The organism is Pseudomonas sp. C9D1, assembly GCF_056491235.1.
Genome location: NZ_JBSZIE010000003.1, coordinates 40,393 through 52,596, shown reverse-complemented (window position 1 = coordinate 52,596; position 12,204 = coordinate 40,393). Strand labels below are relative to the sequence as shown.

Sequence of the window (12,204 nt, the reverse complement as noted above, 5' to 3'; positions counted from 1 at the left end):
TTGGGTGGCACCTGTAGGGGTGAGTTCATTCGTCCAGCAGGCCGCAGGGCTGCCCTGGCTCGGTGCCCCCTGTGGCGCCGCCTGGTGGATGAAAAAAGCGTCATCCACCCTACGTACCGGTCGGCTTCGTGGCTGCGGATAACGCCCTTGTAGGAGCGGCTTCAGCCGCGAAAGACCTGACGCCGGCGCCGGGCCGGGATGGGCGCAATCGATTTCGCTGATATCCACTAGTGACCGATTGCGTTTCTCCGGGCCGAGCGGCGACGCGACACTGGCCCCGTCGAATCACTCACCGATCCCCACAGGAGAACCCAACATGAGCCGCTACTTCACCGCCACCCTGCTTGCCGCCGTCGTCGCCAGCAGCGCCTTCAGCGTCAGCGCCGCCGACCATCATTCCACCATCGAACGTGCCTTCAAGGACGCCGCCAGCGACCGCGCTTCCGTCAGCGAAACCCAGGTCGACCGTGGCAACAGCAGCGAAGAGCAGCGCAAGGGCCTGCCGCGCTGGTGGCATTGATTCCATCGAGTTCCATGGATGCAGAAGGGCGCCTCGAGGCGCCCTTCATCGTTTCTGGGCCGGTCCGGCGCCAGGCTAGCTGGCGGTGCGCACCGGCAGGCGGATGTTGTACGCCTCGGTGAAGGCCTGGGCGGACATGGGCCGGGAGAACAGGTAGCCCTGGCCCTCGCCGCAGCGCTCCAGCTTGAGACGAGCGCGCTGGGCTTCGCTTTCGATGCCTTCGGCTATGGTCTCCAGGTCGAAGCTGCGGGCCATGTCGAGGATGGCGCGGACCACCGAGGCGTCCCGGCGTGACTCCAGGATGCCCTGAACGAAGGAGCGGTCGATCTTGATCCGGCTCAGGGGGTAGGTCTTGAGCAGGATCAGCGAGGCGTAGCCGGTGCCGAAGTCGTCGAAGGCGATGCCTACGCCGTGGGCCCGCAGGCGCTGCAGGGTTTCCAGCACGATGTCGTCGTTGTCCAGCACGATGTTCTCGGTGACTTCCAGCTCCAGGGACTCCGGTGGCAGGCCATAGCGGGCCAGGGCCTCCAGCACCTCGGTCACCAGGTCGCCGACGCGGAACTGGGCGCTGAACAGGTTCACGCCCATGCGTATGTCCTCGGCGCCGTTGTTGCGCCAGAAGGCCAGCTGCGCGCAGGCCTCGTCGAGTATCCAGCTGCCCACGCTGGCCGCCAGCGGGCCGCCCTCCAGGGCCGGCAGGAAGGCCGCAGGCGGCAGCAGCCCGCGCTCGGGGTGCTGCCAGCGGATCAAGGCTTCGGCGCCCCGCAGGGAACCGTCGCTGAGGCGCACCTGGGGTTGGTAGAAGAGCACGAACTCGCGGTTCTCCACTGCACGGTGCAGCTCCATGGCGTGTAAATGGCGGCTCACCGCCTCCATGCGCAGTTCGGGGGTGAAGGCGGCCACCTGGCTGCGGCCAACGCCCTTGGCCTTGAACAGCGCCAGGTCGGCGTCACCCACCAGCTCCAGTGCTTCCAGGGCGTGCAGGGGCGCCAGGGCCAGGCCGCAACTGGCCGCGACCCGCACCTCGTGGCCGTCCACCAGGATGGGCTGGGCGATGTCGCTGATGGCGTTCTGCGCCACCAGCAGCGCGGACTCGGGCTGGGTGATGCCGGTGAGCAGCAGGGCGAACTCATCGCCGCCGATGCGCGCCACCAGGTCGCTGGGGCCGGCAATGGCGGCCAGGCGGTTCGCCACTTCGCGCAGGATGCCGTCGCCGATCAGGTGGCCCAGGGTGTCGTTGACGTCCTTGAAACCGTCCAGGTCGATCATCAGCACCGTCACCGGCTCGGCCGCCAGCAGCGCCTCTTCGGCGCGGCGGTAGAAGCAGCCGCGGTTGGCCAGGCCGGTGAGGGCGTCGAAGGTGGCCAGGCGGCGCAGCTCGGCCTCTTCCTGTCGGCGTTGGCTGTTGTCGCTGAGCACCGCCTCGAAGCGCGGGTAGCCCTTTTCGCTCCAGGAGAACAGCGACAGGCCCAGGTCGAATTCGCTGCCGTCCTTGTGCAGGCCCTTGAGGGTGGTGGGCGTGCTCAGGTCGGCCAGGTAGCCGGCGGTCACGGCACGGCGGATCAGCGCCAGGAAGGACGGGCGCTCGGCCACGGCCAGCAGCGCCTCCACCGGCAGCCCGGCGCCTTCCTCGGGGGCGTAGCCCAGCAGGTCGGCGGCGGCGGGGTTCCAGGCGAGGATATGGCCCCGGTGGTCGAACCAGAGCACCGGGGTGTCGGAGTGGCCGGCGTAGCTCTCGAAGGCCGGGCGCTTGCGCTCGGCGCTCACTTCGATGCGGCGCAGCTCCAGGCGGTCGGTGGCCATGCGCGCCAGCTCCCGCAGGCGCTCGCGGTCTTCTTCGGAGAAGTCCTGGTGGGGCTGGTCGTCGATGATGCACAGCGCGCCCAGGGGTAAGCCCTCGGCGGAGAGCAGCGGTACCCCGGCGTAGAAGCGCAGGTTGGTGGGGCCCAGCACCAGGGGGTTGTCGTGGAAGCGGTCGTCCTGGGTGGCATCCGGCACCACCATGACCTGGTCCTGGGTGATGGCATGGGCACAGAAGGACACGTCGCGGTCCATGTCCACCTCGCCGACGCCGGTGCTGGCGGCGAAGAACACGTGGTCGCTGCCGATCATGTTCACCGCGGCCACGGGCATGTCGAACATGCGTGCGGCGATGCGCACCACGGGGTCCAGGCTGGGGACCATGCGTTCGTCGTCGAGACCGTAGTCGACGAGGGCACGCAGGCGTTCGGCTTCGTTCGGCAGCTGCGAGGGACAGCGCATGGCAACCTCCTGTCGATGATTTCTCCCTGTTGCAACGGACTAAGGATAGATGCGCCTTACGCCCTGCCAGCGGTGGACGCACACGAGCGGACGGACGGTTTCCAGGCGGCGGATCTCTCTGCTTCAACCTTCGGGGGTCTGCTCGCGCAACTTCGCCAGGCGTCGGTGGACCAGCATCAGCGCCACGGAGGTGCCCTGGCGCACCGGTGCGTCGAGCCTTGCGCTGAACACCGGCGGCGGGTCGATGGCCCCGCCGGCTTCCAGCTGGCTGGCGATGCGCTCCAGCTCGTAGATGCCGTCGCCCTCCGCAGGCTGCGCCGCGCGGGCCTGGGCGATCGCCAGGTCGAGCCGTTGCGTCAGGTCTTCGAGCGGGCCGGTGTCGAACAGTTGCCTGGCCAGTTCCAGGCCGGCGAGGTGGGAATGGTCGGGCGTCTTGTGCATGCGAGCGTCCTGTTGGCGTTAACGGGTAGACCGTGGCGCTCGTGGGTTGCTCAAGGAATTTAACGTGCCGCTGTCCCGCTGCAAGAACATACAAGACGCCCCGGCCGTGGTCGGCCGAAACTGGCGGCCCGAGAATGTCGTGCGAGCCCGAGATGACCCTGCATATCCAGACCCCGTTGATCCATTCCCGCTCCCTCAGCCTCGCCGCCGGTACCGAGGTGTGGCTGAAGCTGGAGGCCCTGCAGCCGTCGGGCTCGTTCAAGTTGCGCGGCATCGGTGCCGCCTGCGAGGCCCATGCACGGCAGGGCAAGCGGCGCTTCATCTCGTCCTCCGGTGGCAACGCGGGTATCGCCGTGGCCTATGCCGGGCGCTGCCTGTCGATCCCGGTCACGGTGGTGGTGCCGCAAACCACTACCGAGCGCGCCAAGGCGCTGATCCGCCAGGAGGGTGCCGAGGTGATCGTCCACGGCGCCGCCTGGCACGAGGCCAATGCCCTGGCGCAATCGATGCTGGGCGCGGCCGATGCCTTCATCCACCCCTTCGATGACCCGCTGCTCTGGCAGGGCCATGCGAGCCTGGTGGACGAGGTGGCCGCCAGCGGTTTTCGCCCGGACGCGGTAATGCTCTCGGTGGGCGGTGGTGGCTTGTTCAGCGGCGTGGTGGAGGGCTTGCAGCGCAACGGCTGGAATACCGTGCCGGTGATCACCGCCGAAACCACGGGCGCGGCGTCCTTCGCCCGGGCGCTGGAAGCGGGGCGGCGGATCGAACTGGAGCGCATCGACAGCGTGGCCACCTCGCTCGGCGCCAGGCAGGTGTGCGAGCGGGCCTTCGCCCTGGGGCGCAGCCACCCGGTGCAGGCGGTGGTGGTGAGTGACCGGGCGGCGCTGGAGGCCTGCGAGCGCTTCCTCGATGAGCAGCGCATCCTCGTCGAGCCGGCCTGTGGCGCGGCATTGGCCCTGGCCTATGCCGGGAACGAGGCGCTGCGGGTCCATGGGCGGGTGATGGTGGTGGTGTGTGGCGGGGTCACCGCCACGCTGGAACAGATAAGCGCCTGGAAGGCCGCCCAGCCCTGAGGCCGAGCGGTTGGGTGCTTACTTGACGCCCTGGTCCTCGATGCGGTCGGCGTCGAACAGGGTTTCCAGCTCGGCACGGGCTTCGCGGGCGGTCTGCATCACTGCAGCGGCGTCGCCATGGACCTTGTGCTGGGCCGCCAGCACTTCCTCGTCGTGGCGCTGGAAGCGGCGGATGCGTGCATTGGCCTGCTCCTCGTCCAGGCCCATGCCGATGAGCACCTGGCGGCTCATCTCCAGGCTGGAATAGAAGGTCTCGCGCACCGGCAGGGCGCCGAGGTCGAGCAACTGGTGCACATGCTGGCGGTCCCGGGCGCGGGAAATGATCTTCAGGTGCGGGTAGAGGCGGCGCACCAGCTCGGTGGTCTTCAGGTTGGTCACCGGATCGTCGGTGGCGATGATGAAGAACTCGGCCTTGTCCACCTTGGCCGCGCGGAGGATCTCCGGGCGCAGCGGGTCGCCGTAGAAGATCGGCATGCGGCCCAGGCTGCGGGACAGCTCGATGGTTTCCACCGAGGTGTCCAGGGCCAGGAAGGGCACGCGCTGGGCGCGCAGCACACGGGCGACGATCTGGCCCATGCGGCCGGTGCCGGCGATCACCACGCGGGGCGAGTCGCTTTCGATCTTCTCGTATTCCGGCGGCACGTTCACCGGCGCGGGCTTGGCCTTGAACACGCGGTTGATGGCGAGGATCAGCAGCGGCGTCAGCGCCATGGACAGGGTGATGGCCAGCACCAGGAAGCCATGCAGCTGCGCATCGAACAGGCCCTGGTCGCGGGCCATCTTGAACACCACGAAGGCGAATTCACCACCGGCGGCCAGCACCACGCCCAGGCGCAGCGCGCTCTCGCGGGTGAGGCCACCGGCGCTGCGGCCCACCAGGAACAGCACCGGGAACTTGAGGCCGATCAGCAGCGCAGTGAGGCCCAGCACCAGCAGCGGTTGGCCCAGCAGCAGGCTGAGGTCGGCGCTCATGCCCACGCTGATGAAGAACAGCCCCAGCAGCAGGCCCTTGAACGGCTCGATCTGGGCTTCCAGCTCGTGGCGGTATTCCGAGTCCGCCAGCAGCAGGCCGGCGAGGAAGGCGCCCAGGGCCATGGAAATGCCCGCCAGCTCCATCAGCCAGGCGGTGCCGATCACCACCAGCAGCGCGGTGGCGGTGGACACCTCCTGCAGGCCGGTACGGGCGACGATGCGGAACACCGGGCGCAGCAGGAAGCGACCACCGATCACCACCAGCCCGATGCTGCCGACCACCTCGGCGAGGTGGGCCAGCTGGCCGCCGTCGTCGCGGGCGGCGGTGGCACCGCTGAGCAGCGGGATCAGGGCGATCAGCGGGATGGCGGCGATGTCCTGGAACAGCAGGATGGCGAAGGCCAGGCGACCGTGGGGGCTGGTCAGCTCCTTGCGCTCGGCGAGTATCTGCAGGCCGAAGGCGGTGGAGGAGAGCGCCAGGCCCAGGCCCAGCACCACGGCGCTCTGCCAGGAACGGGCGAAGGCCAGGTAGGCGATGCCGGCGATCAGCGCGCCGGTGAGCAGCACCTGGGCCAGGCCGACGCCGAACACCGAGCGCCGCATCACCCAGAGGCGCCGGGGCGAGAGCTCCAGGCCGATGATGAAGAGCAGCAGCACCACGCCCAGTTCGGACAGGTGGGCGACGTTCTGCGGGTCGCTGACCAGGCGCAGGACGGAGGGACCGATCAGCACGCCGGCCAGCAGGTAGCCGAGCACGGCCCCCAATTGCAGGCGCTTGGCGAGAGGCACGGCAAGGACGGCGGCGAGCAGGAAGACCACGGCGACCTGCAACGGGCTGCCTTCATGGGGCATGGGAAGTTCCTTGGGCAAACGGTAAGAAAGGTCCGACGGGGCGGCGGAGGGCGCAAGGATAGGGGGTGGGGGCCGCCGCTGTCACGGTGCGGTCCTGTGTCCGGTTGGCGCGGGTCAGTCTTCGGGGGCGTCGAAGATGGCCTCGATGGGCAGGGCGAAGACCCTGGCGATGCGGAAGGCCAGGGGCAGGCTGGGGTCATAGCGACCGGTTTCGATGGCGTTCACCGTCTGCCGTGAAACCCCCAGGTGCCCGGCCAGCTCGGCCTGGGACCAACCCGCCGCGGTGCGCAGTTCGCGTACGCGGTTGATCAACGGTAGCGCCTCGTGCCGATGAAGGCGCCCAGGGCCCAGAGCGGGCCCATCAGGCTCCATACCATGAACATCGACAGGCGTGGGAAGCCGGCGGTTTCCAGGAAGCCGTAGGAGAAGGTGATCAGCGCGGTGCCGAGGAAGGCGATGCCGAGGGCTTCGAGCTGGATCATCCGGCCCATCTCGTCGAGCTGGCGCAACTGCCGCAGCACGGCGATGGCCACCGCCACCAGGGGGATCACCGGCAGCACGGCGAGCAGGGTCTTGCCGACGCCCGGCTGCAGGTCGCCGAGGAAGATGGAGGTGACCACCACCGTGACGACGTAGAGGGTCATGGAGAGGCCGAACTCCAGGGCGAAGCGTTTGCGTGGGGACATGATGGAATCCTCGGATGGAAAGCGTGCTTTACATTATGCGGCGCGCCTTTTTGAGTCAAGGACGCTTTACATCGACCGCCGCACGGCTATGCTGCTGCGGTCTTTAACAAGGAGCCCGATGCCATGAAGGTGCTGCGCCTGGTCGCCAATTTCGCCACCCCCGATCCCGCCGCGCTGGCGGACTTCTACCGCCGCCTGCTGGACCTCGATGTGGTGATGGACCACGGCTGGATCGTCACCCTGGCCTCCCCGGAGGACGTGCGCATGCGCCCGCAGCTGGGCCTGGCCAGCGAAGGTGGGGGCTCGGGCACGCCGGTGCCGGAGCTCTCGGTCGAGGTGGACGATGTGGCGGAGGTGCACCGCCGGGCCGAGGCCCTGGGCGCCGAGATCGCCTACCCGCTGAGCGATGAGCCCTGGGGCGTGCGGCGCTTCTTCGTGCGGGACCCGGCAGGGCGCCTGCTGAATGTGCTGGAGCACCTGTAGCGGGCCGCGTTTGCACGGATGCGGGCTCGGGTGGGTGTGGTGCCCCCGGGCTGAAGCCCGGGCTACATCCGGGCTGCGCGCCTCGACGTGATCGCTCTACAATCGGCCTCCCCACTGCACGCGCCAGGGAACCATGACCGGCACCCTCACCGAAAAAGGCACCATTTCCGTCCAGCTGGTCCGCGAGGCCCTGCAGGAGCTGCGTGCCCGTGGCCTCGATGCGCAGCCGCTGCTGCTGCACGCCGAGATCGCCGCCGAGGCGCTGGAGCGGCCCTATGGGCGGGTCTCCACGCAGCAATACGCGCGGCTCTGGCTGGGCCTGGCACAGCGGATGGACGATGAGTTCTTCGGCATGAACCCGCGGCGGATGAAGTCCGGCAGCTTCGCCTTCATGGCCCGCGCGGCCTTGAAGGAAGCCAGCCTGGGGGATGCGCTGGAGGGCATCCTCGGCTTCCTCGGCCTGGTGTTCGATGGCCTGTCGCCGCGCCTGGTGCGCCAGGGCGGCATGGCGGAGATCGTGCTGGAGGAGGCGCCGGGCGAGTCCCAGCGCGCCTTCGCCTATTTCACCCTGTGGATGATCGTCCACGGCCTGGCCTGCTGGCTGGCCGGGCGGCGCATTGCCATCCTCGCCATCGACCTGCGCTGCGCGGCGCCGGACTACATCGAGGACTACCGGGTGATGTTCAGCGACAACCTGCGCTTCGGCCGGCCGCGCACGCGCCTGCTGTTCAATGCCGACTGCCTGGAGCTGCCGGTGCGCCGTGGCGAGCGCGAGCTCAAGCGCTTCCTCGGCGGTGCGCCGGCCAACATCCTGGTGCGTTACCGCGACCCGCAAAGCCTGGCGGCGCGCATCCGCGCCTACCTGCGCAGCCTGCGCCCCGAGCGCTGGCCGGACCTGGAGGCGCTCTCCAGCCACTTCTACATGGCGCCTTCGACCCTGCGTCGCAAGCTGGCCCTGGAAGACCAGTCCTACCAGGCGCTCAAGGACCAGGTGCGCCGCGACCTGGCCATCGCCCGCCTGGACAGCGGCGAGGGCAATTTCGCCGAGCTGGCCTTCGAGCTGGGCTTCGCCGACGCCAGCGCCTTCTACAAGGCCTTCCGCAAATGGACCGGCACCACGCCCGGCCAGTACCGCGAGCTGATGCAGCCGGCCCCGCCGCCGGGCTGAGCTGGCCACTGGCCGTTGTCAAAAGCGCTCGCCCAGGTTGGCGCCATCGACATTGCCCCTGGGCAACGCCGGTCCGAAGATTCCGCTCACTACAAGAACAATGCGGAGTCACCGTCCATGCGCGACTACCACGAGGCTGCACGCCGATTCGACCTTGCCGACGCTTTCGCCGGCACCCTGGCGGGCACGCCGGACGCCCTCAACGCCTGCATCGAATGCTGTGACCGCCACGCCGAACCGGGGCGCGTGGCACTGGTCTGGGAAGGCCGTGACGGCCGCCGCGAGGACTGGACCTTCACCCGGCTGAAGGAGGCCAGCGCACGCTTCGCCCATTACCTGCGCGAACAGGGCATCGGCCCGGGGGATTGCGTCTCCGGCCTGCTGCCGCGCACGCCCGAGTTGCTGGTCACCATCCTCGGCACCTGGCGCATCGGCGCGGTCTACCAGCCACTGTTCACCGCTTTCGGCCCCAAGGCCATCGAGCACCGCCTGCAATGCGGCCAATCGCGCCTGGTGGTGGTGGACGCCGCCAACCGCGCCAAGCTGGATGAAGTGGCCCAGGTGCCGGCGATCCTCACGGTCGGTGGCAGCGAGCCGGCTGGCTGCGCCTTCTGGAATGCCCTGGCACAGCACGACGACGATTTCGAGCCGGTGCTGCGCCGTGCCGATGATCCGTTCCTGCTGATGTGCACCTCGGGCACCACCGGGCTGCCCAAGGCGCTGCAGGTGCCGCTGCGGGCGATCCTCGCCTTCGTCGGCTACATGCGCGATGCGGTGGGCCTGCGCGAGGACGACCGCTTCTGGAACCTGGCCGACCCGGGCTGGGCCTACGGGCTTTACTACGCAGTGACCGGCCCCCTGGCCCTGGGCCACGCCACCACCTTTTACGAGGGTGGCTTCAGCGTCGAAAGCACCTGCCGGATCATCCGTGAGCTGGGTATCACCAACCTGGCCGGCTCGCCCACGGCCTTCCGCCTGCTGCTGGCGGCGCGGGAGCAGGTGGAGCCCGAGCTCAAGGGCCGGCTGCGCGCGGTGAGCAGTGCTGGCGAGCCGCTGACCCCGGAGGTGATCCGCTGGTTCGGCGAGGGCCTGGGCACCCCCATCCACGACCATTACGGCCAGACCGAGTTGGGCATGGTGCTGTGCAACCACCACGAGCTGGCGCACCCGGTGCGCATCGGCGCCGCCGGTTTCGCCGTGCCCGGCCACCGCGTGGTGGTGCTGGATGACGCCCATCGCGAGTTGCCGGCGGGGCAGCCGGGCATCCTCGCCATCGACCGCGCCCGCTCGCCGCTGTTCTGGTTCCCCGGCTACCTGGGCGGCACCACCAAGGCGTTCGTCGGCGACTACTACCTGAGCGGCGACACCGTGGAGCTGAGCGCGGACGGCAGCATCGCCTTCGTCGGCCGCTCGGACGATGTGATCACCACTTCCGGCTACCGGGTCGGGCCCTTCGATGTGGAGAGCGCGCTGATCGAGCACCCGGCCGTGGTCGAGGCGGCGGTCATCGGCAAGCCGTGCCCGGAGCGCACCGAGCTGGTCAAGGCCTTCGTCGTGCTCAAGCCCGGCCATGCCGCTGATGCCGGCCTGGCGGAGGCCCTGCAGCAGCACGTGCGCAAGCGCCTGTCCGCCCATGCCTACCCCCGTGAGATCGAGTTCGTCGCGGAACTGCCCAAGACACCCAGCGGCAAGATCCAGCGCTTCCTGTTGCGCAACCAGGAAATCGCCAGCGCCCAGGCGCGTGCCGCCCACTGACCACCAAGGAGCCCTAGACGTGCAGATAGAAAACAGAACCTTCCTGATCACCGGTGGCGGCTCCGGCCTCGGCCTGGCCACCGCCCGCACCCTGCTGCTGCAAGGCGCCCGGGTGCTGCTGGTGGACATCAACGCCGAAGCCGGTGCCGCCCGCGCCGCCGAACTGGGTGACAAGGCCCGCTTCCAGCGCGCCGACATCACCCGTGAAGACGAAGCCCAGGCGGCCGTTGCCGCCGCAATCGAAGCCTTCGGCGCGCTGCACGGCCTGGTCAACTGCGCCGGCATCGCCCCCGCCGAGAAGGTGCTGGGGCGCAAGGGCGTGCACGGGCTGGAGAGCTTCCGCCGGGTGGTGGAGGTCAACCTGATCGGCAGCTTCAACATGCTGCGCCTGGCCGCCGAAGCCATGGCCGGCAACGAGCCGAACGAGGAGGGCGAGCGTGGGGTGGCGATCAACACCGCCTCGGTGGCCGCCTTCGACGGGCAGATGGGCCAGGCCGCCTATTCCGCCTCCAAGGGCGGCGTCGCCGCCATGACCCTGCCGCTGGCGCGGGACCTGGCGCGCTCCGGCATCCGCGTGATGTGCATCGCCCCCGGCATCTTCGAGACGCCGATGATGGCCGGCATGCCCCAGGAGGTTCGCGATTCCCTGGCCGCCGACGTGCCCTTCCCGCCGCGCCTGGGGCGCCCGGACGAGTACGCCGCCCTGGCCGCTCACATCATCGGCAACCCCATGCTCAACGGCGAGGTCATCCGCCTGGATGGCGCGCTGCGCATGGCCGCGAAATAAGGAGCCCGTCATGAACGCGAAGATCGACCCCATCGTCATAGTCAGTGCCGCCCGCACCCCCATGGGCGGCTTTCTCGGTGACCTGCGCGAGATGACCGCCGCCGAGCTGGGCGCGGCCGCCATCGCCGCTGCCCTGGCGCGCGCCGGCCTGGCCGCCGACGCGGTGGACGAGGTGCTGATGGGCTGCGTGCTGCAGGCCGGCCAGGGCCAGGCTCCCGCGCGCCAGGCGGCACTGGGTGCCGGGCTGCCCCAGGGCGTGGTGTGCTCGACGGTGAACAAGATGTGCGGCTCCGGCATGAAGGCGGCGATGCTCGGCCACGACCTGCTGGCGGCCGGCAGTGCCGATGTGGTGATAGCGGGCGGCATGGAGAGCATGTCCAACGCGCCCTACCTGCTGGAGCGCGCGCGTTCCGGCTACCGCATGGGCCATGGCAAGGTACTCGACCACATGTTCCTCGACGGCCTGGAGGACGCCTACGACAAGGGCCGCCTGATGGGCACCTTCGCCGAGGATTGCGCCCAGTCCTACGGCTTCACCCGCGAGCAGCAGGACGCCTTCGCCATCGAATCCCTCACCCGCGCGCAGAAGGCCCTGACCGAAGGCCGCTTCGCTGCCGAGACGGTGGCGGTGCAGGCACGGGCCGGGCGTGAGCTGCGCAGCATCGAGGCCGACGAGCAGCCGCCCAAGGCGCGGCTGGACAGATCCCCACCCTGAAGCCGGCGTTCCGTGAGGGCGGCAGCGTCACCGCGGCCAACTCCAGCTCGATTTCCGATGGCGCGGCAGCGCTGCTGCTGATGCGCCTGTCGGAGGCGGACAAGCGCGGCCTCACGCCCCTGGCGCGGATCGCCGGCCATGCGTCCTTCGCCCAGGCGCCGGGGCTGTTCACCACCGCGCCGGTGGGCTCGATCCAGCGCCTGCTGGCACGCACCGGCTGGAACCTCGGCGATGTGGACCTGTTCGAGATCAACGAGGCCTTCGCCGTGGTGCCCATGGTGGCCATGCGCGACCTGGGCATCGCCCATGAACGCCTCAACGTGCACGGCGGCGCCTGCGCCCTCGGCCACCCCATTGGCGCATCCGGTGCGCGGGTGCTGGTGACCCTGCTGGGCGCGCTGAGCCAGTACGGCCTCAAGCGTGGCGTGGCCTCGGTGTGCATTGGCGGCGGCGAAGCCACGGCCGTGGCCATCGAGCGCCTGGACTGAAG

General features: G+C 69.4%; 11 protein-coding genes and 1 pseudogene. 7 read left to right on the top strand and 5 right to left on the bottom strand.

What is annotated here, in order from left to right; all coding sequences use genetic code 11:
- The first annotated feature begins 316 nt into the window (after nucleotides 1-316).
- Nucleotides 317-520: a hypothetical protein gene (locus ACXI0U_RS27950; protein WP_043244323.1), complete on the top strand. Its 204-nt coding sequence runs from the start codon at nucleotides 317-319 to the stop codon at nucleotides 518-520.
- A gap of 75 nt (nucleotides 521-595) precedes the next feature.
- Here ACXI0U_RS27950 and ACXI0U_RS27945 read toward each other — a convergent pair whose 3' ends face one another.
- Both ACXI0U_RS27945 and ACXI0U_RS27940 read right to left on the bottom strand, forming a co-directional pair.
- Entirely contained in the window at nucleotides 596-2,782 is a 2,187-nt protein-coding gene (locus ACXI0U_RS27945; protein WP_184489964.1) for a putative bifunctional diguanylate cyclase/phosphodiesterase, read from the bottom strand.
- A 123-nt stretch (nucleotides 2,783-2,905) separates the two neighbouring features.
- Nucleotides 2,906-3,223 carry a hypothetical protein gene (locus tag ACXI0U_RS27940; protein WP_021221046.1) on the bottom strand — a complete coding sequence of 106 codons (318 nt, stop codon included), beginning with the start codon at nucleotides 3,221-3,223 and terminating at the stop codon, nucleotides 2,906-2,908.
- A gap of 152 nt (nucleotides 3,224-3,375) precedes the next feature.
- Between ACXI0U_RS27940 and ACXI0U_RS27935 the strand changes: the two genes are divergently transcribed.
- Complete coding sequence (locus tag ACXI0U_RS27935; protein WP_479551138.1) at nucleotides 3,376-4,296, top strand: pyridoxal-phosphate dependent enzyme; 921 nt, start codon at nucleotides 3,376-3,378, stop codon at nucleotides 4,294-4,296.
- Between the two features lie 18 nt (nucleotides 4,297-4,314).
- Here ACXI0U_RS27935 and ACXI0U_RS27930 read toward each other — a convergent pair whose 3' ends face one another.
- The 3 genes from ACXI0U_RS27930 to ACXI0U_RS27920 all read right to left on the bottom strand — a co-directional run bounded on the left by ACXI0U_RS27930 (nucleotide 4,315) and on the right by ACXI0U_RS27920 (nucleotide 6,806).
- Nucleotides 4,315-6,120: a monovalent cation:proton antiporter-2 (CPA2) family protein gene (locus ACXI0U_RS27930; RefSeq protein WP_021221044.1), complete on the bottom strand. Its 1,806-nt coding sequence runs from the start codon at nucleotides 6,118-6,120 to the stop codon at nucleotides 4,315-4,317.
- Between the two features lie 114 nt (nucleotides 6,121-6,234).
- Nucleotides 6,235-6,432, bottom strand: a complete 198-nt coding sequence (locus ACXI0U_RS27925; protein WP_263401308.1) for a helix-turn-helix transcriptional regulator — start codon at nucleotides 6,430-6,432, stop codon at nucleotides 6,235-6,237.
- Entirely contained in the window at nucleotides 6,429-6,806 is a 378-nt protein-coding gene (locus ACXI0U_RS27920) for a hypothetical protein (RefSeq protein WP_479551137.1), read from the bottom strand. Before ACXI0U_RS27920 ends, ACXI0U_RS27925 begins: the two co-directional genes overlap by 4 nt.
- 123 nt (nucleotides 6,807-6,929) lie before the next feature.
- On the opposite strand from ACXI0U_RS27920, the gene ACXI0U_RS27915 reads away from it, so the two are divergent.
- The 5 genes and pseudogenes from ACXI0U_RS27915 to ACXI0U_RS27895 all read left to right on the top strand — a co-directional run bounded on the left by ACXI0U_RS27915 (nucleotide 6,930) and on the right by ACXI0U_RS27895 (nucleotide 12,202).
- The gene (locus tag ACXI0U_RS27915) at nucleotides 6,930-7,289 is read left to right on the top strand and encodes a VOC family protein (RefSeq protein WP_479551136.1); all 360 of its coding nucleotides are present in this window, start codon (nucleotides 6,930-6,932) and stop codon (nucleotides 7,287-7,289) included.
- 133 nt (nucleotides 7,290-7,422) lie between these two features.
- Complete coding sequence (locus ACXI0U_RS27910; RefSeq protein ID WP_479551135.1) at nucleotides 7,423-8,457, top strand: AraC family transcriptional regulator; 1,035 nt, start codon at nucleotides 7,423-7,425, stop codon at nucleotides 8,455-8,457.
- Nucleotides 8,458-8,574: 117 nt separating this feature from the next.
- Nucleotides 8,575-10,212 carry an acyl-CoA synthetase gene (locus tag ACXI0U_RS27905; RefSeq protein WP_479551134.1) on the top strand — a complete coding sequence of 546 codons (1,638 nt, stop codon included), beginning with the start codon at nucleotides 8,575-8,577 and terminating at the stop codon, nucleotides 10,210-10,212.
- 19 nt (nucleotides 10,213-10,231) lie between these two features.
- Complete coding sequence (locus ACXI0U_RS27900) at nucleotides 10,232-10,999, top strand: 3-hydroxyacyl-CoA dehydrogenase (protein ID WP_271657819.1); 768 nt, start codon at nucleotides 10,232-10,234, stop codon at nucleotides 10,997-10,999.
- A gap of 10 nt (nucleotides 11,000-11,009) precedes the next feature.
- A pseudogene (locus ACXI0U_RS27895) lies at nucleotides 11,010-12,202 on the top strand (acetyl-CoA C-acyltransferase).
- Nucleotides 12,203-12,204: the final 2 nt, after the last annotated feature.

Bases quoted from the DNA above. Each gene is read 5' to 3' on its own strand.
- ACXI0U_RS27935 (WP_479551138.1), top strand. From the start codon at position 3,376: ATGACCCTGCATATCCAGACCCCGTTGATCCATTCCCGCTCCCTCAGC.
- ACXI0U_RS27950 (WP_043244323.1), top strand. From the start codon at position 317: ATGAGCCGCTACTTCACCGCCACCCTGCTTGCCGCCGTCGTCGCCAGC.
- ACXI0U_RS27930 (WP_021221044.1), bottom strand. From the start codon at position 6,120: ATGCCCCATGAAGGCAGCCCGTTGCAGGTCGCCGTGGTCTTCCTGCTC.
- ACXI0U_RS27945 (WP_184489964.1), bottom strand. From the start codon at position 2,782: ATGCGCTGTCCCTCGCAGCTGCCGAACGAAGCCGAACGCCTGCGTGCC.
- ACXI0U_RS27905 (WP_479551134.1), top strand. From the start codon at position 8,575: ATGCGCGACTACCACGAGGCTGCACGCCGATTCGACCTTGCCGACGCT.
- ACXI0U_RS27915 (WP_479551136.1), top strand. From the start codon at position 6,930: ATGAAGGTGCTGCGCCTGGTCGCCAATTTCGCCACCCCCGATCCCGCC.
- ACXI0U_RS27940 (WP_021221046.1), bottom strand. From the start codon at position 3,223: ATGCACAAGACGCCCGACCATTCCCACCTCGCCGGCCTGGAACTGGCC.
- ACXI0U_RS27910 (WP_479551135.1), top strand. From the start codon at position 7,423: ATGACCGGCACCCTCACCGAAAAAGGCACCATTTCCGTCCAGCTGGTC.
- ACXI0U_RS27920 (WP_479551137.1), bottom strand. From the start codon at position 6,806: ATGTCCCCACGCAAACGCTTCGCCCTGGAGTTCGGCCTCTCCATGACC.